14 protein-coding genes are annotated in these 18042 nt (G+C 68.5%); 11 read left to right on the top strand and 3 right to left on the bottom strand.

Translation table 11 applies throughout. The features are described from left to right. The first annotated feature begins 12 nt into the window (after positions 1–12). Positions 13–207 carry a hypothetical protein gene (locus VZL07_RS34785; RefSeq protein ID WP_426752240.1) on the top strand — a complete coding sequence of 65 codons (195 nt, stop codon included), beginning with the start codon at positions 13–15 and terminating at the stop codon, positions 205–207. Positions 208–220: 13 nt separating this feature from the next. On the opposite strand, the gene VZL07_RS34780 is transcribed toward VZL07_RS34785, so the two are convergent. After that, complete coding sequence (locus VZL07_RS34780) at positions 221–1483, bottom strand: MFS transporter (RefSeq protein ID WP_426752239.1); 1263 nt, start codon at positions 1481–1483, stop codon at positions 221–223. A 227-nt stretch (positions 1484–1710) separates the two neighbouring features. Between VZL07_RS34780 and VZL07_RS34775 the strand changes: the two genes are divergently transcribed. The 5 genes from VZL07_RS34775 (at position 1711) to rtcA (ending at position 8844) form a co-directional block, all read left to right on the top strand. Beyond that, complete coding sequence (locus VZL07_RS34775) at positions 1711–2322, top strand: YdeI/OmpD-associated family protein (protein ID WP_426752238.1); 612 nt, start codon at positions 1711–1713, stop codon at positions 2320–2322. Positions 2323–2847: 525 nt separating this feature from the next. Beyond that, complete coding sequence (locus tag VZL07_RS34770) at positions 2848–4185, top strand: sensor histidine kinase (RefSeq protein ID WP_426752237.1); 1338 nt, start codon at positions 2848–2850, stop codon at positions 4183–4185. After that, positions 4175–5614: a sigma-54-dependent transcriptional regulator gene (locus VZL07_RS34765; RefSeq protein ID WP_426752236.1), complete on the top strand. Its 1440-nt coding sequence runs from the start codon at positions 4175–4177 to the stop codon at positions 5612–5614. The genes VZL07_RS34770 and VZL07_RS34765 overlap by 11 nt, the downstream gene beginning before the upstream one ends. A gap of 69 nt (positions 5615–5683) precedes the next feature. Then, the gene (locus tag VZL07_RS34760; RefSeq protein ID WP_426752235.1) at positions 5684–7618 is read left to right on the top strand and encodes a CocE/NonD family hydrolase; all 1935 of its coding nucleotides are present in this window, start codon (positions 5684–5686) and stop codon (positions 7616–7618) included. Positions 7619–7761: 143 nt separating this feature from the next. After that, on the top strand, positions 7762–8844 hold the full coding sequence (rtcA, locus tag VZL07_RS34755; protein WP_426752234.1) for an RNA 3'-terminal phosphate cyclase: 1083 nt from the start codon (positions 7762–7764) through the stop codon (positions 8842–8844). A 21-nt stretch (positions 8845–8865) separates the two neighbouring features. Here the strand turns inward: rtcA and VZL07_RS34750 are convergent, their stop codons facing one another. After that, entirely contained in the window at positions 8866–9192 is a 327-nt protein-coding gene (locus tag VZL07_RS34750; protein ID WP_426757436.1) for a hypothetical protein, read from the bottom strand. Positions 9193–9270: 78 nt separating this feature from the next. Here VZL07_RS34750 and sppA point away from each other — a divergent pair, with 78 nt between their 5' ends. Both sppA and VZL07_RS34740 read left to right on the top strand, forming a co-directional pair. Further along, positions 9271–11085: a signal peptide peptidase SppA gene (gene sppA, locus VZL07_RS34745; protein WP_426752233.1), complete on the top strand. Its 1815-nt coding sequence runs from the start codon at positions 9271–9273 to the stop codon at positions 11083–11085. A 25-nt stretch (positions 11086–11110) separates the two neighbouring features. Next, complete coding sequence (locus tag VZL07_RS34740; protein ID WP_426752232.1) at positions 11111–12184, top strand: lipid A deacylase LpxR family protein; 1074 nt, start codon at positions 11111–11113, stop codon at positions 12182–12184. A gap of 275 nt (positions 12185–12459) precedes the next feature. On the opposite strand, the gene VZL07_RS34735 is transcribed toward VZL07_RS34740, so the two are convergent. After that, entirely contained in the window at positions 12460–15273 is a 2814-nt protein-coding gene (locus VZL07_RS34735; protein ID WP_426752231.1) for an ELWxxDGT repeat protein, read from the bottom strand. Between the two features lie 670 nt (positions 15274–15943). On the opposite strand from VZL07_RS34735, the gene apbC reads away from it, so the two are divergent. Genes apbC through VZL07_RS34720 form a run of 3 tightly spaced genes read left to right on the top strand, consistent with a single transcriptional unit; the run spans position 15944 to position 17992 of the window. Next, complete coding sequence (apbC, locus tag VZL07_RS34730) at positions 15944–17029, top strand: iron-sulfur cluster carrier protein ApbC (protein WP_426752230.1); 1086 nt, start codon at positions 15944–15946, stop codon at positions 17027–17029. Positions 17030–17045: 16 nt separating this feature from the next. Continuing rightward, positions 17046–17555, top strand: a complete 510-nt coding sequence (locus VZL07_RS34725; RefSeq protein WP_426752229.1) for a hypothetical protein — start codon at positions 17046–17048, stop codon at positions 17553–17555. A 2-nt stretch (positions 17556–17557) separates the two neighbouring features. Further along, complete coding sequence (locus VZL07_RS34720) at positions 17558–17992, top strand: hypothetical protein (RefSeq protein ID WP_426752228.1); 435 nt, start codon at positions 17558–17560, stop codon at positions 17990–17992. Positions 17993–18042: the final 50 nt, after the last annotated feature.

Here is an 18042-nt window from a genome sequence, read left to right as displayed (position 1 = left end):
TAGCTCAAAGACATGACCGAAGTGAACGCAACCTCGCGTGACTACACGATTCCCGAGGGCTGCCCCGTCTGCGCGGCGGACCTGCCGGTGCGCGTCACCCCTTCGGGGCCCAGCGCCGTGTGCAGGCACTGCGGCTGGCTCGGCCGGCCGCTCATCACCGTGACGCACCGCGGACTGCGCGTCAGCTACGACGGCGCGCAGGCCTGAGCGCCGGACCTGCTCAGCTCGCGGGCGCCGCGGGCTCCTTCTTCGCGAAGGCCTCCAGGCGGTCCACCCGGCGCAGCTCGGGGAAGGCCCAGGCCCAGAGCGCGACCACCGCCAGCGTGCCGAGGGCCCCCGCGACCACCGCGGGGACGGCGCCCACGTACTCGGCGAGCCCACCCGCGCGGAACTCCCCCAGCTCGTTGGAGGCACCAATGCACATCATGTTCACCGCGCCCACGCGTCCGCGCATGTCGTCCGGGGTGGCCATCAGCTCGAGCGTGTGCCGGACGACGACGCTGATCATGTCCGCGGCGCCCGCCACCGCCAGCGCCAGCAGTGAGAGCGGCAGGGAGCGGCTCATGCCAAAGACGAGCGTGGCCGCTCCGAAGATGGCGACCGCGATGAACATCTTCCGGCCGGTGTTGCCACCCATCGGCCGCATGGCGAGGAACACGGCCACCACCGCGGCGCCGGCCGCGGGCGCGCACCGCAGGAGGCCCAGGCCCCAGGGCCCCGTGTGCAGGATGTCCCGCGCGTAGATGGGCAGGAGCGCCACCGCGCCGCCGAAGAGCACGGCGAAGAGGTCCAGGGTGATGCTGCCGAGCAGCAGGCGCTGACGCCGCACGAAGCCGAGCCCCGCGACCAGCGTCGTGAGCGACAGGGGCTCCGAGGACGCGCTGCCGGTGCGGACCTTGAGTGTGAGAATCCAGAGGACCGACAGCGCGCACAGCGTGGCGGAGGCCGTATAGGCCCCGGTGGCGCCCGCCCAGCCGTAGAGGATGCCGCCCACGGCCGGGCCGCCAATGGTGGCCACCTGCCAGGTGGTGGAGTTGATGGCCACGGCGCGCGTCAGGTGCTCGGGTGGCACCAGGTGAGGCGTGAGCGCGGAGCCCGCCGGGGCATGGAATGCGCGCGCGGCGCCGAACAGCACCAGGACGCCGTAGACGAAGCGCACGTCGCGGATGTGGCCCAGGGTGAATGCGAGCAGCAGCAGGCTGCACACCAACATCACCGTCTGGCACACGGCGAGGATGGTGCGCCGGTCCACGCGGTCCGCCACCTGTCCACCCACCAGGCACAGGGACAAGAAGGGGACGAACTGCGCCAGGCCGGTGTAGCCGAGCGCCAGCGCGCTGCCCGTGAGCTCGTACACCTGCCAGCCGATGGCCACCGACTCAATCTGGACGGCGAGCACCGCGCACAGGCGCGCCAGCAGGTAGAAGCGAAAGTCGCGATGTTGGAAGAGGGTGAGCCCGGAAGCCGCAGCCTGATGCGTCATGTCCGCGGCGCTGTAACCCACGGACGTGTCGCGCGCCACCGTCGGCGCGTGTCAACCCGGGTCCGGTGACTGGCCATGGGTATGCCCACGTCGCCGTGAGACCTTCCTTTCCCCAGGCTCGCTCGCAAGGCGCCTGGACCAGATGCCGGCGGTCCGCACCACGGCGCCAAAGGGTCCAGCGAAGGTTGGCGGGGCACCGAGGGCTCGTGTTATCCGCTGACGCAGCCATGCCTCCGACGAAGAAGACCGCCTCGAAGAAGGCCCCCGCCGCCGAGCTCCCCGTGATTGCCTTCGCGTCTCCCGCCGCGTGGGCGTCCTGGCTCGAAGCCAACCATGCCTCGTCGCGCGGCCTCTGGTTGAAGCTGGCGAAGAAGGGCTCGGGTATCGAATCCGTCACCTACGCCGAGGCGCTCGAGGTCGCGCTCGAGTGGGGCTGGATTGACGGTCAGAAGAACGCCTTCGATGACACCGCGTGGCTCCAGAAGTTCACGCCCCGGGGCGCGAAGAGCGTCTGGTCCAAGATCAACTGCGAGAAGGTGGAGGCGCTCATCGCCGCGGGCCGGATGAAGCCGTCTGGCATGGCCGTGGTGGAGCAAGCCCGTCAGGATGGCCGCTGGGATGCGGCCTACGCCTCCCCGAGCAAGGCCACCGTCCCCGAGGACCTGGCCCAGGCGCTGGCCGCCAACGCGCGGGCCGCCGCGTTCTTCTCCACGCTCAACGCGGCCAACCGCTACGCCATCCTGTGGCGCGTCCATACCGCGAAGAAGGCGGAGACGCGGGCCCGCCGCATCGAGCAGTTCGTGGAGATGCTCGCGAGGCACGAGACGCTGCACGCCTGAGCCGGGCGGGGACGTCCCCGGTCCGGCTCGGGGGCCAGACCTGCGTGCCGGATGACCGTGCGGGGGCCTGCCGGAAATCCGACACCCCGTCGGAAGCCCGGCGGTGGCTTCAGCTCGGAGCGTGACACGACCCACACCGCGCGGCAGGGGGCTCGTGAGTCTTCATCTTTTTTCACGAGAAGGCCGTGCGGCCTACGTGGCACGGTGCGTTCCGCCTCCGCTTCGGAGGAGGCATGCCCCGGAGGGAGGCCGGTCCCGGTGGCATCACCATTGCTGAGTGCTGGGCGAAAGGGGAAGGCCCACCATGCTTCTCGACATGTACCTCTATTACGGTCTGCCGCTCCGGCCCTCGCCGCGGCGCGCGGCGTCCACCGCTGCGAGTGTGCCCGAGAGGCCGGCTGAACGCACCGTGCCCGCGGAGCGGTCCACGCGTGGAGAGCGGGAACGCGCGCCGAGTCTTCGCGTCATCGAAGGAGGCCAGGCGGACGCGCCCTGAGCAGCGCGGCACCCGGGGAAGAGGCGCTCATGGATTCACGGACGCAGCGCATCGTCGAGGAGCTGCAGCTCAAGCACTTCGGCCGACTGTTCGGCCAACTGCTCCGATTCCGGCTCGTCGTGTCCCTGGTGCTGTTGTTGTCCTCGGTGCTCATCGCCGTGCTGGACGGCGCACCCTGGCGATGCGCGTTCATGAGCCTGGTGGGCGTGGGCGCGTTCGTCTTCCTCATTCATGAGTATCGGCGCTATCAACGCGAAGGCGTCAGCAAGCAGTCGCTGGATGCCCACCTCTGGATGGGCCAGATCATGCTCCAGTGCGTCATCGTCGGGACCGGCGGCATCGCGAGCCCCGTCCTGGCGGCCGCGCTGCCCCTGGGGTTCCTGTCGAGCCTCGCGGCATCCCGCGCGGAGCGGCGCTGGCTCCTGCGCTTGCAGCTCGGGTCGCTGCTGATCATCTCCGTCGTCCAGGTCTCGGGGCTGATACCCGGTCTGCCGTTGTGGTTCCTCGGCTCGCCCGAGCCCTTGTTGCTCGCCACCGGCGCGCTGGTGGTGGCGCTGGCGCTCATCGTCTGCAGCATCGCGGGGAGCGCCGTCCGGACCACCTTCGAGAACATGATGAGCGAGGCCCTCGCCATCCGGGACGAGCTGCTCGCGACGCATCGCTCCTACTCCGGGGCCCTGGAGGCGATGTCCGGGGAGATCGCGCACGAGCTGAAGAACCCGCTGGCCACCGTGAAGGGCCTCACCCAGCTCATGGCACGGGAGGCAGGGCGTCCGCAGCCGGCCGAGCGACTCCAGGTGCTCGCCGGCGAGGTGGTGCGGATGCAGGACATCCTGGAGGAGTTCCTCAACTTCACCCGGCCCCTGGTTCCGCTCACGGTGAGCCGGGTGGACCTGGGCGCGCTGTGTGACGAGGCCCTGGTGCTCCACGAAGGGCTCGCGGCGGGGCAGGGCGTGCGGCTGGAGCGCGTGGGCTCGGAGCCGGTCGAGGCCATGTGCGACCCGCGCAAGGTGAAGCAGGTGATGATGAACCTCCTTCACAACGCCATCGAGGCCAGCCCCGCGGGAGGCCGGGTGACGGTGGCGGTGAGCGCGCCGCAACCGGGCGAGGTCCAGGTCATCGTGCGCGACATGGGTCCCGGGCTGGCCCTGGAGCTGGGCGGACGGGCGTTCGACGCGGGCGTCACGACCAAGGCGAAGGGCTCCGGTCTGGGCCTCACGGTGGCGCGTGCCCTGGCGCGGCAGCACGGCGGCGACGTCATGCTGGGGAACGCGCCGGTGGGCGGCTGTGAAGCCGTGATGATTCTCCCCCGGGAGCTCCCCGCGGAGGTGCTGAGGCCCGTGCATGGAGTCGCGCATGTGGGATGAGGCTGGCGGCGCGGCGAGCCGTGTGCCCCGCGTCCTGGTGGTGGATGACGACGCGGGCGTCCGCTTCACGCTGCGGGAGATGCTCAGGAGCCTCCCGAGGGTGGAGGTGGATGAGTCGGTCGATGGTGAGGACGCGCTCGCGAAGCTGGCCGCGCGGCCGTATGACCTGGTCATCTCCGACCTGCGCATGCCGCGCATGGACGGCATGGCACTGGTCCGGCGGCTGAGCACGCTCCCCACCGCGCCCCGCGTCATCGTCATCACCGCGCATGGCTCGGAGCGCTTCGCGGTGGAGGCCATGAAGGCCGGGGCCTATGACTACTTCCGCAAGCCCTTCGAGGTGGATGAGCTGCTGGCGGTGGTGTCGCGCGCGCTCGAGTCGGTGCGGCTGCGCGAGGAGAACGCGCGGCTGTCGGGCGAGCTGAACCTGTCGCGCTCCCTCGTCTTCGTGTCCGAGCCCATGGCCCGCCTCGCGCAGCTCGTGCAGCTGGCCGGCTCCCGCGACGTGACGGTGCTCATCACTGGTGAGAGCGGGACGGGCAAGGAGCGGGTGGCGGACGCGCTCGTCCGGGCCTCGCCGCGCGCGAACCGGCCCTTCCTGCGCTTCAACTGCGCGGCGCTCACGGAGGAGCTGGCCGAGGCCGAGCTGTTCGGTCACGTGAAGGGAGCCTTCACCGGCGCGCATCGCTCGCGCCCAGGACTCTTCCGGGAGGCGGATGGAGGCACGCTGCTGCTGGACGAGGTGGGCGAGCTGGCCCCCACGCTGCAGGCCCGGCTTCTGCGCGTGCTCCAGGAGGGTGAGGTGCGGCCGGTGGGAGAGGATCGGCCCGTGAAGGTGGACGTCCGCATCATCGCCGCCACCCACCGGGACCTGCGCCGCCTGGCGATGGAAGGCACGTTCCGCGAGGACCTCTACTACCGCCTCAACGTGGTGCTGCTTCGCGTGCCACCGCTGCGCGAGCGGCCCGAGGACATCCCCGTGCTGGCGCGGGTGTTCCTGGACCGCTTCATCGACCGGTTCCACACCGGGCCCCTGAAGCTCCCCGAGGGCTTCTTCGAGCGGCTGCGCGCGCTGCCGTGGCCCGGCAACGTGCGCGAGCTGGAGAACACGCTGGAGAGCCTGGTCGCGCTGTCCAGCGGGGGCATGCTGGACCTGAGCCAGCTTCCCTCCGCCGAGCCGGGAGCGCTGGCGCCTGATGCCCCGGGGGTTGTCGCCGACGCGTCCCGGCCCGCCGCCCAGGAGGGCCCGGCTGGCGCGGGGCTCAAGGAGCGGGTGGAGGCGTATGAGCGCGGGCTCGTCCTGAACGCGCTGCGCATGGCGGGCGGCAATCGCAGCGAGGCGGCGCGGCGGCTGGGCATCGGCCGGGCCACCCTGCATGACAAGCTGCGCAAGTACGGGCTGGACGACGGCGGCGAAGAGCGGATCTGATTCCGGGAACAAGCAGGCGGGCAGGCTGTTGGGGGCCGGCCTTCCAGGTTCATCGTTCCAGGAGCGTCCATGCATCCCGTGTCCCGTGCCCTCGCGGCGGTCCTACTGGCCTTTGCCGCAGGCCCGGCGCAGGCGCAGTCCACCACGCCGGCTCCGAAGCGCCCCGCCATCTCCCCCGAGCGCACCGAGCGCGTCCGGTCTCAGTACACCAAGTACGAGTACCGCATCCCCATGCGGGACGGGACGCGCCTGTTCACCTCGGTGTACGTGCCCATCGACGCCTCACCGGCGAAGCGCTATCCCGTCCTCATGGTGCGCACGCCCTACAGCGTCGCGCCCTATGGCGCGGACAGGTATCCCCCCGCGCTGGGCCCCACCGAGGCGTTCGAGAAGGAAGGCTTCATCTTCGCCTTCCAGGACGTGCGTGGCCGCAACATGTCGGAGGGCGAGTTCGTCAACGTCCGGCCGCACAAGGCGAAGAAGTCCGGGCCGAAGGACTTCGACGAGAGCACCGACACCTACGACACCATCGCGTGGTTGGTGAAGCACGTCCCGCACAACAATGGGCGCGTGGGGCAGTGGGGGATTTCCTACCCCGGCTTCTACGCCTCGGCGGGCGCCATCGACTCGCACCCGGCGCTCAAGGCCGTGTCCCCGCAGGCGCCCATCGCCGACTGGTTCTGGGACGACATGCACCGGCATGGTGCCTTCAACCTGTCGCTCGCGTTCGGCTTCTTCTCGTCGTTCGGCAAGCCCCGGACCGGGCCCACGGACAACGAGGAGTGGCAGCGCTTCGACTTCGGCACACCGGATGGCTACCAGTTCTTCCTGGACCTGGGCCCCTTGAGCAACGCCGACACGCGGTACTTCAAGGGAGACGTCGCGTTCTGGAAGGAGATCGCCGCGCATCCCAACTACGACGCGTTCTGGCAGGCCCGGAACCTGCTGCCCCACCTGCGGAACATCAAGGCCGCCGTGCTCACGGTGGGCGGCTGGTACGACACCGAGGACCTGTACGGCCCGCTGCGCACCTACGCCGCCATCGAGAAGCAGAACCCGGGCATCTCCAACAGCCTCATCATGGGCCCGTGGCCGCATGGCGGCTGGCAGCGCGACGACGGTGATTCACTGGGCGACGCGGACTTCGGCTTCGCCACCAGCGCGGCGTACCAGACGCTGGCGCTGGAGTTCTTCAAGCACCACCTCAAGGGGGGCCCGAAGCCGGACGTGCCCGAGGCGATGGTGTTCGAGACGGGCGCCAACCGCTGGCGCCGCTTCGACACCTGGCCGCCCAAGGGGCTGCGCCAGACGCGGCTCTACTTCCAGCCCAAGGGCGGGTTGTCCACCCAGGCCCCCAAGGCGACCGGCGCGTCCTTCGCCGAGTACGTGAGCGATCCGGACAAGCCGGTGCCCTACACGCAGGAGCTCACGACGGGCTGGAGCAGGAACTACATGACCGAGGACCAGCGCTTCGCGGCGCGCCGGCCGGACGTGCTGGTGTTCGAGACGGAGCCGCTGGAGCGGGACCTCACGGTGGCGGGGCCGCTGGAGGCGGAGCTGTGGGTCTCCACCACCGGGACGGACGCGGACTGGGTGGTGAAGCTGGTGGACGTCAACCCGGGCACGGTGCGCGGGTGGCGGAATGGGAGTGAGGAGAAGGGGCAGAAGAACCGGGGCCACCAGCAGACGCTGGTGCGCGGCGAGCCATTCCGCGGCCGGTTCCGTGACAGCTACAGCGAGCCCAAGCCCTTCAAGCCCGGCGAGGTGACGAAGGTGCGCTTCACCATCAACGACGTGTTCCACACCTTCCAGCGCGGCCACCGGGTGATGATCCAGGTCCAGTCGAGCTGGTTCCCGTTCATCGACCGCAACCCGCAGACCTACGTGCCCAACATCTTCGAGGCGAAGGAAGAGCACTTCACGCGGGCCTTCCACCGTGTCTACCACTCGGCCGCGAACCCCAGCTTCATCCAGGTAGGCGTGCTGCCTGCGCTGGACGAGTAGCGCGCGGTGGAAACCACCGTTCCCACCGCCATCAGGGCTCCTTCTGTACAGCGGTGGGGAGAAGGGCGTTCTCCTGGGCATGGGGGCCTTGCGTTCCTGCTACCCTGCGCCCTTCACGTGGTGGCACCCGAAGCGGGAGGGTCATGACCGGCACCGAGGGGCCCGACACCGGGCCGGTGCGGCTGGATGGGAGTGAAGGCGAGGGCGGCGGGCAGATTCTGCGCTCGGCACTGTCGCTGTCGCTCATCACCGGCCGGCCGTTCCACATCACGCGCCTGCGCGAGCGACGTGACCCGCCCGGTCTGCGGCCCCAGCACCTGGCCTGTGTGCGCGGCGCCGAGGCCCTGTGCGGCGGCAGCGCCTCCAGCGCGGGCGCCACCGTCGGCGCCTCGGAGCTGTCCTTCACCCCCGGCCCGGTGCGAGCCGGGGACTACCTGCTGGAGGTGGGGACCGCGGGCAGCACGCCGCTGCTGTTCCAGTGTCTCGTCTATCCACTGGCCCTGGCGGGCGGCGGGCGGCTCACGCTGCGCGGAGGCACGCACCTGCCGCACAGCCCCAGCTTCCACTACGTGGCCACCGTGTGGCAGCCCGTGGCGCACGCTTATGGCCTGCCCGTGCTGCTCTCCCTGGTCCATGCCGGGTTCTACCCGGAGGGGGCAGGGGAGATTGTCGCGGAGGTGGGCGCGCCGCAGGAGCCGCCTCGGCTGGTGGAGCTGCCGGCGCGCGGCATGCTGCGCGAGGTCCGGGTGTCGTCCTTCACGGGTGGGCTGCCCTTCACCATCGCGGAGCGCCAGTCGCGCGCGGCGGTGGCGGCCCTCCGCGAGCGCGGCATCCTGGCGGAGGCGGACAACCGGCCCTTGGCGGTGACGCGCTCGGTGGGGACGGTGACCTTCGTGCTCGCCCAGTTCGAGCACACCATCGCCGGCTTCACCGCGCTGGGAGAGCGGGGCCGTCCCGCCGAGGACGTGGGCCGCGAGGCCGGGGAGGCCCTGGCGCGGTTCATGGAAACGGGCGGCGCGCTCGACGAGCACCTCGCCGATCAGATCCTGCTGCCCGCCGCGCTGCTGGCCGCGGGGCGCCTGGGGTCGGCGACGCCGGGCACCACGCGCTTCACGGCCGCGCGAATCACCGACCACCTGACCACCCACGCCCGCGTCGTGGAGCGCTTCCTGCCCGTGCGTGTGGCGGTGGATGCGGGTGGCTGCGTGGAGGTCCGTCCCGCCTGAGGTCCGGCGGAACGGTGGGACTCAGGCCGCCTCGTCGTCGCCGCGGTTGACGCCGAAGGTGTTCTGCCCGGCGATGTCCTTCGAGGTCTTCCGGTAGGCGCGGATGGCGAAGGGCGTCGTGACGAGGAAGACGAGCCCGGCCAGGCCAATGGCCATCCAGGGAATCGGCTTCTGCTTGAGCTGGACGTCCTTGCCGTAGGCGTTGAGGTTGTTGCCCATGGCGCGCTGCTTGGCGGCCTCCCGCTCCTCGGGAGTCATCTCGCGGGGCGCCTGGAACTCCTGGACCTGCTTGCGGGGCGGCTGGGCCAGCGCGGCACCACCCGAGCTGAGCGCGAGGACGAGGAGCATCCGGGGAACGAGGTATCGCATATGGCAGTCGAGGCTATCACGACCCAACGGATGGACTGAACAGGGCTTGCACCCGGAGTGGGCGTCCATTACGGGCCGGAGACCCACATTTCCTTTCCGGACGCCATGCTGCGCCTGCCCTTCATCGCCCTCGCCAACCTGACCCTCCTCGCGCGTACCGCGTTGGGTGCCCCCTTCCGGATGCTCTCCTCGGGGGACCGGCCCACCTACGTCCGCTTCCGCCTGACGGGTGATCCGCCGTACCGCGAGCAGCGCCGCCCCAAGCTCCGGCTGGGCGCCAGCCGCCCCGAGCCCTCGGATGTCACCTCCGTGGAGCGCTTCCGCGAGTCGTTGGAGGTCCTGGCCAAGGACGCCCGGGTGAAGGGCATCCTCCTGGAGGTGGAGTCACTGACCGTCCCTCCCGCCAAGCGGGACGCCCTCGTGTCGGTGGTGACGGCCTTCCAGCGCCAGGGAAAGCGCGTGGTGGGCTGGGCGGTGAGCGTGGACAACGAGGCGTACGCGCTCCTGTGCGCGGCGGACGAGGTGCTCCTGGCCCCCATGGGCCGCGTGGAGCTGGTGGGCTACGCCGCCGAGCCCACGGCTCTGGGCGAGGGCCTGTCGCGCGCGGGCATCCGGCCGCACTTCGTCCGGCGCGGTGACTACAAGACGGCGCCGGAGCTGTTCACGGACACCGTGGTGTCGGACATCCAGACGCGCACGGTGGAGTCGTTCCTGGACGAGCGCTACGCGGACCTGGTGGACGTGGTGTCGCGCGGGCGCCGGAAGACGCCAGAGGAGGTCCGGGCGCTGATCGATCGAGGGCCCTTCAGCGCCCGTCGCGCGCTGGATGCGGGGCTGGTGGACGCGCTGGTGAGCGAGGCGGACCTGCCCGTGCACCTGGGGCTCGTGAAGGACGGAGGGGACGCGGAGGAGACGGAGCTGGAGCCCATGGCGACGTACCTGTCCACGGTGCCGTTCCCCCCGGTGCGCTGGAAGCCCGTGCGGCGGCCTCCTCGGTTGGCGGTGGTGCCCGTGTCCGGGATGATTGTGCCGGGGAAGGGCCCCAGCGGACGGATGGCGACGGCGGACACGGTGGTGAAGGCCTTGCGCGCGGCGGGGCGGGACAAGCGCTCGAAGGCGGTGATTCTCTACGTCAACAGCCCGGGTGGGACGCCGCTGGCGGCGGAGCAGATGCTGGAGGCGGTGCAGCGGGTGGCGCGGAAGAAGCCCGTCATCGCGTACATGGACCGGGTGTGCGCCAGTGCCGGGTACATGGTGGCGGTGGGCGCGAAGGAGGTCTGGTCCGCGCCCCACGCCCTGGTGGGGTCGATTGGGGTGTTCGCCGGCAAGTTCGATGCGTCCGGGTTGATGGAGAAGCTGGGCATCCGCCGGACGGTGCTGGCCCGAGGGGAGAACGCGGCCATCTTCTCGACTTCACGTGGGTTCAGTCCGCACGAGCAGGCGACGCTGGAAGCCGAGGTGGAGGAGATCTACCAGGCGTTCCTCGACATCGTCGCGAAGGGCAGGGGGCGGACGAAGGAGGAGATCCACCAGCTGGCGGAGGGCCGGGTGTACTCGGGCGTGCGGGCGAAGGCCGTGGGGCTGGTGGATCAGGTCGCGGGCTTCGAGGACGCGTGCCGTCACGCGCTGTCGCTGGCGAAGGCGCCCACGGAGCGGTTCGAGATCATGACCTATGGCGGGCGCAAGCAGCGGGTCAACCTGCTGAAGCTGTTGCTGGGGGCGTCCCAGTCGCGGACCTATGCGCTGTGCCCCACGGCGCTGGGGCTGAGCCTGCGCGGTGGCACGGAGCAGTTCGAAGGTGGCTCGCGGTTCGAGCTGACCGACCTGCTGGGTAGACTGTTGCCTGATGACCAGTGGCCATTCGGGAGCTGACGGACGCGAGCGGTAGAATGGCGCGATGCTGAAGGCACTCGCGCTGCTGACCGCATCCTGTCTGGCTCAGGCGGAATCCTCCTCCATGCCGGCCGTGGAGGAGAAGCTGCCGTTCGTCACGAGCCTCCACTTCGAGAACGACGTCCTCGCCAAGAGCGACCGGCTGTACACGAACGGCGTGCGCATCGAGCACTTCGGGGAGTACGACGGGTGCCGCTCCATCGCGCGGACGCTGAGGCTCCCGGACGGGGTGCAGCACCGGTACCTGTGCGGCGGCTCGCTGGCGCAGAACATGTACACGCCGAGCCGCATCGTGCCGCTGCCGGACCAGGAGGTGTTCCCGGACCCGAATGACCGCCCCTACGGGGGCTGGCTGCATGGTGGGTTCCTGTTCCAGCACATCTACGCGGGGAGGGCGCCCGCGGACTCGTCGAGGCTGACGCTCCAGGCCACGGTGGGCGTCACGGGCCCGGCGTCGGGCGCGGCGCAGACGCAGCGATGGCTGCACCGGACGCTGAATGACCTCTTCGGGCGCACGGTGGCGAGAATCCCGGTGGGCTGGGAGAAGCAGCTCCCCACCGAGCCCGCGTTCCACTTCTCCGCGCTCCGCGAGCAGCCGTTTCTCTGGAGCCCGGTGGTGGACGTGACGTGGTCGGCGGGAGCGATGCTGGGCACGGTGTTCGTGAACGCGAGCCTGGGTGGCACGGTCCGTGTGGGCTGGCTCGCCCGGCCGTACGGACTGGCGCCCATCATGCCGTCCGTGGTCCGTGAGCTTGAGTCACAGCGTGCCCCGGGCGAGGCCTCCGCCGAGGTGATGGCCCTGAGGGACGAACGCGCCTGGGAGGCCTACCTGTACGCCCGAGGGCAGGTGCGGCTGGTGGCGAGGAACCTGTTCCTGGACGGGACGCTCTTCCGGCCGAGCATCAGCGTCCGGAAGGCGCCCATCGTGGGGGACAGTGAGTTCGGCGCGGCGTTCCGGACGGGAGGGTTCCAGCTCGGGCTCGGGATGGTCTTCCGCTCCCAGGAGCTGGCCGACCCGCCCAATCCGCTCCTGTCCGGCCACCGGTTCATCCAGCTTCAGCTTTCGTATCTGCACTGAAGGCTGGGCAACGGATGGCCTGACCAGAGCTTCTTCACCTGGACGCTGCTTCTCATCTTCCTGAAGCAATTCCGCAAGCTCGACGCCGGCGAGCACGTCTCGGAAGTGCTCGCAGGTCGCCCCCACGAGGACAGCAATCTTGTTGCGCTACCGTAGGAAGGCCGCCGCACCGACTGAGCCTTGTCCACACGATTTGATACGACCTTGGACACATCCTCCCGTGGCCTAACTTATCTGGGGAAGGACAGGCGGGAATCGCGGCGGCCCTGACTTCGTCAGGGAGAGGGGCCCGGGAGCAGGTCCGCCACCTCTACGGCCCACAGTTCCCGGCCCACAACACGGTCATCCGCGCTGAAGAACACTCGGGGGCCGGAGCGAACGAAGGATGTGGGACGAGACGGCATGGCTCCTGGCGCGAGATCTTGCAACAACATGGTGCCGGCCTGGGTCCCATCCGTCAACCAGAGCTCCTCTCCAGTTGCAGCGTCCGCTGCAGTGAAGATGACGAGCCCTTCTTCCTCCATGACTAGCGGCGCCTCCATGTTGATGAGGCCACCGCTAGCGCCTGGTTGGACATCCTTTACCAGGACGGTGCCTTCGGCGGTTCCATTCGTTCTCCATAGCTCGACCCCCGTCGTTCCGTCATTGGCGGTGAAAAGGAGGTTCACGCCCAGACGAGTGAGCCTCTTCGGCGTAGAAGATCGCTCGCCGGGAAAGATGTCTTTCAGTAGCACGGTGCCTGGAGTCGTGCCGTCGCTTATCCATAGCTCACTGCCCGTGGTGACATCCGCTGCGGAGAAGTAGAGAGAGTTTCCCACGACTGTGAGTTCCGAGGGGCCGCTGCTATCCACACCCGAAGAGATGTCTTTCACAAGGAGCGTGCCCGCAGTTGTTCCATCGGTCTTCCACAGTTCGTTGCCACTGCTGGGCTCATAGGCCGCGAAGTAGAGCGAGCCATTAAGCAATTTGAAGGAGACCGAGGTGCTGCTCAGCGACGACGTCGTGCCAGGGTAGATGTCCTTGACGAGGACCGTCCCAGCTTCCGTGCCATTGGTCTTCCAAAGCTCGGTGCCGGTAGCGCCGGTGGTCGCTTGGAAGTATAGATCGCCGTTGAATTCGGCGAACGCTGAGTAAGCGGAGAAGGCGGAGGCACTGCCTGGGTTTATATCCCTGACCCGATACGTGCCGGCAGTGGTGCCATCGCTGCGCCACAACTCCAGCCCGGAAGTCCCGTCGTTGGCCGTGAAGTAGAGCAGTCCTTGCGCGTGGAGTAGTATGGAACTCGTGCTCAGCGAGGACCCAGTGCCGGGATTGATGTCCTTGACGAGGACTGTGCCCGACTCCGTGCCGTCGGTCCTCCACAGCTCAAAGCCCGTCGCGCTCGACCACGCCATGAAGTAGAGCGTCCCGTTTACCCAGGTTAGTTTCCTGGCACTAAGGGGCGTGGCACTGACGAGCATCGTGCCCGCCGGCGTCCCGTCACTCTTCCAAAGGAGATGGTCAGCTGACGCGTCACTGAGGACGGAGAAGTACAGCGAACCTGCAGCATGAACCAAATCCTGGGGGGCACCCGAGGGCAGGCGCGCATGGATGTCCCGGAGCGCCGTTGTACCCGCCTGTGTTCCATCACTCTGCCATACCTCGCGCCCCAAGCTGCCGGGCATCCCCAAGGCGCCATTGCTTGCGGCGAAGACGACCTTGTTGCCCAACGCAGTGGGTGGGCTGGGATTTGAGGTGCCGCCGCCAGGATAAAGGTCGCTCACGAGTGCGGTGCCAGCGCTCGTTCCGTCACTGCGCCACACCTCGCGGCCAGAAATGCCGTCATTGCCAATGAAGAAGAGCTGGCCGCCTGCCACCGCGAGGCCGTTCGAGAAGCCAGAAGACCCGCCCGGGTTGACGTCCTTGACGAGCAGCGTCCCGGCCTCCGTGCCGTCTGTCTTCCAAAGCTCCAAGCCATTCGTGCCGTCATCTGCGGCGAAGTAGAGCTCCGTGCCCAGTGGAACGAAGGTAGTGATGAAGGAACTCGAGGGTCCCGAACGAATGTCTTTGAGCCGGACGGTGCCCGAGGCGGTGCCATCCGACTTCCATAGCTCGCGGTCGAAAGCACCATCCGTCGCGGTGAAGTAGAGCAAGTTGTTGAATGCGGTGAGGTTGAGCGGAGTGGAGGAATCGGTGCCGGGGCTGATGTCCTTGATCCGGACGGTTCCAGCTGAAGTCCCATCCGTGCGCCATAGTTCCTGTCCGGACGATCCGTCCGAAGCGGAGAAGAATACGCTGGTGCCCACGGCAGTGAACTGTGTGGGCCCGGATGACGCCGTGCCGGGGTTAATGTCCTTGATCCGAACAGTTCCAGCTGAAGTCCCATCCGACTTCCACAACTCCAGGCCCGTCGTGGGGGTGGAGGCTGCGAAATATAGAACGTCTTCGGATCCGTAGAGGCGCACCGGATGGGCGGCGAACTCCATCACGCCAAGCTGCTGGACGGGTTTCGTGCCCTCCGGGGTGCCGTCGCTCTGATAGAGACAGGGCGCGGTGCTTCCGTCCGACGCTTGGAAGTAAAGCCTGCCACCCATCACACCAAAGCCAGCAGTCACGTAGCTGCTTAGGCCTGGGATGATATCTTTGACTACGACGGTGCCCTCTGCAGTGCCGTCACTCTTCCAGAGTTCGATTCCCGTCACCCCGTCGTTGGCGAGGAAGAAGAGCGTGTCATTGACTGCTGTGAGACTAGACGGGGAGGAACTGTTCGGGGCGCCTGGGCCGATCCAGCCTGGATAGATATCCTTGACGAGGACCGTTCCGGAGGCCGTCCCGTCCGTCTTCCACAACTCCGTGCCAGTAACATCGTCGGTCGCGACAAAGAACACCGTCGAACCCACCCGTGTGAAGGCGCTGGGATTCGAGTCAGGGCTGACAAGGGGAGGCCGTTCGTAAAAGTCTTTCACGAGGTAGGCAGGAAAGGTCGGCAGTCCTCCGATAGACGTCCCCCCAGATGGAGGTTGTGTCGGTAATTCATTCACTTCGCCGCATCCCAGGAACACGGCACCCATAAGGAGCGCGAGGCTCCCGATTCTCAACCCAGACTTCACGTTGGCACTCCCCCGACCCGGGCTGGGCACCATTGGCGCATGTTGCCCCCCCGGAGTCGCGGCCGAACATACGAGACGTGGCACGAACGGAGTAGGTGGGTGCGTTACGACCGACAGTGTACCTGCACAGCTTGGCATCAGGGGACTGTGAACTGACGCGCCAGAGCCGGTCGGGAGATGACGGACCGCTGTCGCAAACGAGATTGAAGCAATCGAAGGCAGGGCTTAGGAGATGCTCGAAGGATTAGGGATGAATGCGTTCGTGCAGGTGTTGCATATCCCCCGCGCGAACCTCTAGCGGGAGCCCTACGTCCAGAGTGTCTTTGCCGCGCCACGTACGCCCTCAACGCGCACATCCGAGTAGGCACAAGTGAAAGCGGGCTCCTATGGGCAACGACAGTGCGGTTCGGCGCGTGATCGAAGACGTGATTACCGCAACGCAGCAATTGAGAAGCCCACAGGGCCCTCGTCCCTCCGGCGGGGACCCGCACCAGCCCTCCTGATGGGCCCGTTCAGCGGGCCGACAGTCGGCCGCCGTTCCCGATGCCTACAGGGTGCGCAGGGCGTACAGCCCCGTTAAACGACGTTGACAGCCCCCCCTGGGCTGGCAGATTCCGCGCCCGCTGGCGGCTTACAACCGCCCGTTTTCCAAAAGGTTTCAGGTGTCCTGATGAGCGTTTCCCAGGCCGACATCCTCACGGCGATGTCGAAGGTGATGGACCCCGAGCTTCACGTCGACCTCGTGAAGGCGGGAATGGTGAAGGACGTCCGCGTCTCCGGGGACACCGCGAAACTCAAGATCGAGCTCACCACGCCTGCCTGCCCCATGAAGGGGAAGATCCAGGCCGACGCCGAGGCCGCCCTCAAGGCCGTCCCCGGCCTCAAGTCCTTCGACATCGAGTGGGGCGCCCAGGTTCGCCCGGCTGGCGGCGGCATGCCCGCCGGCGCGCTCCTCCCCAAGGTGAAGAACATCATCCTCGTCGGCGCCGGGAAGGGCGGGGTGGGCAAGTCCACCGTCGCCGTGAATCTGGCCACCGCCCTGGCCCAGCACGGCGCCAAGGTGGGCCTGCTTGACGCGGACTTCTACGGCCCCTCCGTCCCCCTGATGACCGGCCTGGGCGACAAGCGGCCCGTCAGCCCGGACGGCAAGTCGCTCAATCCGCTCGAGGCCCACGGCCTCAAGGTCATGTCCATCGGCTTCCTCGTGGAGGCCGACCAGGCGCTCATCTGGCGGGGCCCCATGCTCCACGGGGCGCTGATGCAGCTCGTCCGGGACGTGAACTGGGGCGAGCTCGACTACCTCGTCCTCGACCTGCCCCCCGGCACCGGTGACGTGGCGCTCACCCTGTCTCAGTCCGTCCGGGCCGCCGGCGCGGTGCTCGTCACCACGCCGCAGGACGTGGCGCTCGCCGATGTGGTCCGCGCCAAGCAGATGTTCGACAAGGTGCACATCCCCGTGCTGGGCATCGTGGAGAACATGAGCCAGTTCGTCTGCCCGAACTGCTCGCACGCTACGCCCATCTTCAATCACGGCGGCGGCAGCAAGGCCGCGCAGATGTTCGGGATTCCATTCCTCGGTGAAATCCCGCTGGACCTGAAGGTCCGCGTCTCTGGAGACTCCGGCGTGCCGGTGGTGGTGGGCGCCAAGGACAGCCCGGAGGCCAAGGCCTTCCTGGAGGTCGCGCGGAACATCGCGGGGCGCGTGTCCGCACAGAGCATCAAGAGCGTTCCGCTGCCGGTGGTGCAGGCCCGCTAACTATCGAGGAGACACCATGGCCCCGGCCGGCAACGACGACTTCCCGCCTGACCCGCTGCTCGACGATGACGAGCGGCAGGGACGCTCCAGTGGCTCCGCCGGGCCCGCGGGCTTCGTTCCGGAGTTCGTCCGCCGCATGGCCGTGGCCGGGCTCGGCGCCCTCTTCATGACCGAAGAGGGCATCCGAAACCTCGCCGGTCAGCTCAAGCTCCCCAAGGAGGCCCTGGGCTTCATCCTCGGCCAGGCCGAGAAGACCAAGGACGAGGTGACGCGCGTCGTCACCGAGGAGCTCCGCCGCTTCCTCCAGTCGGAAAAGCTGCGCGACGAGTTCCTCAAGCTCATGTCCGGCATGACGGTGGAGATCAAGGCGCAGATCCGCCTGGTGCCTCCCGAGAAGGAAGAGAAGCCCTCCGAGCCGGAGGTGCCCGTTGAGCCCTCCAAGTCGCGCCGCTCCTCCGGTCCCAGCGTGGTCATCTCCGAGCTCAACGCGAAGCGCCCCAGCGCCAAGCGCACCAAGAAGGAGTAGCGGTGGCGGACACGCCTCCTCCCGCTGAAGCCGCCCCTCCGCCTCCGCGGCGCCCCGAGCGCAAGAGCGCCCTGGCCAAGCGGCTGCCGTTGCTGCTGCTGGCCGCCCTCGGTCTCTACCTGTGGCAGGTGACGGGCACGCCCGAGCGCGACATCGCCTTCCAGCTCGCGGGGCCGGGCTGGGCGTCCGTGCGCGCCGTGGACCTGCAGATCTCCGACAACGAAGGCCAGCTCCTCAAGCGCGAGGAGCGGTTCTTCCCCTCGGGCCCTCCGTCCGAGCTCACGTACCAGGTGGACCTGCCCGAGGGCACCTGGGACGCGACGCTCTTCGTGAAACGTGAGGGCAGCGACGCCCGTGTGCGCCTGCGGACGCCACTGGTCGTCGGCGAGGACCGGTACATCGTCCGTGAGCTCCAGTTGCCCGCCGCAGTTCGTTGACCGACCCGGGGGCGTGGGCTAAGGCCGCCCGCACGCCGTACTTCACATTC

The sequence above is a fragment of the Pseudomyxococcus flavus genome, from assembly GCF_050038885.1.
GTDB classification, from domain to species: domain Bacteria; phylum Myxococcota; class Myxococcia; order Myxococcales; family Myxococcaceae; genus Myxococcus; species Myxococcus flavus.
The sequence above is the reverse complement of the archived record's forward strand: the minus strand, read 5'-3'. Positions and strand labels throughout refer to the sequence as shown.

Coding starts and splice junctions, on each gene's coding strand:
- VZL07_RS34765 (WP_426752236.1), top strand. CDS start 4,175: ATGTGGGATGAGGCTGGCGGCGCGGCGAGCCGTGTGCCCCGCGTCCTG.
- VZL07_RS34785 (WP_426752240.1), top strand. CDS start 13: ATGACCGAAGTGAACGCAACCTCGCGTGACTACACGATTCCCGAGGGC.
- VZL07_RS34770 (WP_426752237.1), top strand. CDS start 2,848: ATGGATTCACGGACGCAGCGCATCGTCGAGGAGCTGCAGCTCAAGCAC.
- VZL07_RS34780 (WP_426752239.1), bottom strand. CDS start 1,483: ATGACGCATCAGGCTGCGGCTTCCGGGCTCACCCTCTTCCAACATCGC.
- VZL07_RS34775 (WP_426752238.1), top strand. CDS start 1,711: ATGCCTCCGACGAAGAAGACCGCCTCGAAGAAGGCCCCCGCCGCCGAG.
- VZL07_RS34750 (WP_426757436.1), bottom strand. CDS start 9,192: ATGCTCCTCGTCCTCGCGCTCAGCTCGGGTGGTGCCGCGCTGGCCCAG.
- VZL07_RS34725 (WP_426752229.1), top strand. CDS start 17,046: ATGGCCCCGGCCGGCAACGACGACTTCCCGCCTGACCCGCTGCTCGAC.
- apbC (WP_426752230.1), top strand. CDS start 15,944: ATGAGCGTTTCCCAGGCCGACATCCTCACGGCGATGTCGAAGGTGATG.
- VZL07_RS34760 (WP_426752235.1), top strand. CDS start 5,684: ATGCATCCCGTGTCCCGTGCCCTCGCGGCGGTCCTACTGGCCTTTGCC.
- VZL07_RS34740 (WP_426752232.1), top strand. CDS start 11,111: ATGCTGAAGGCACTCGCGCTGCTGACCGCATCCTGTCTGGCTCAGGCG.
- rtcA (WP_426752234.1), top strand. CDS start 7,762: ATGACCGGCACCGAGGGGCCCGACACCGGGCCGGTGCGGCTGGATGGG.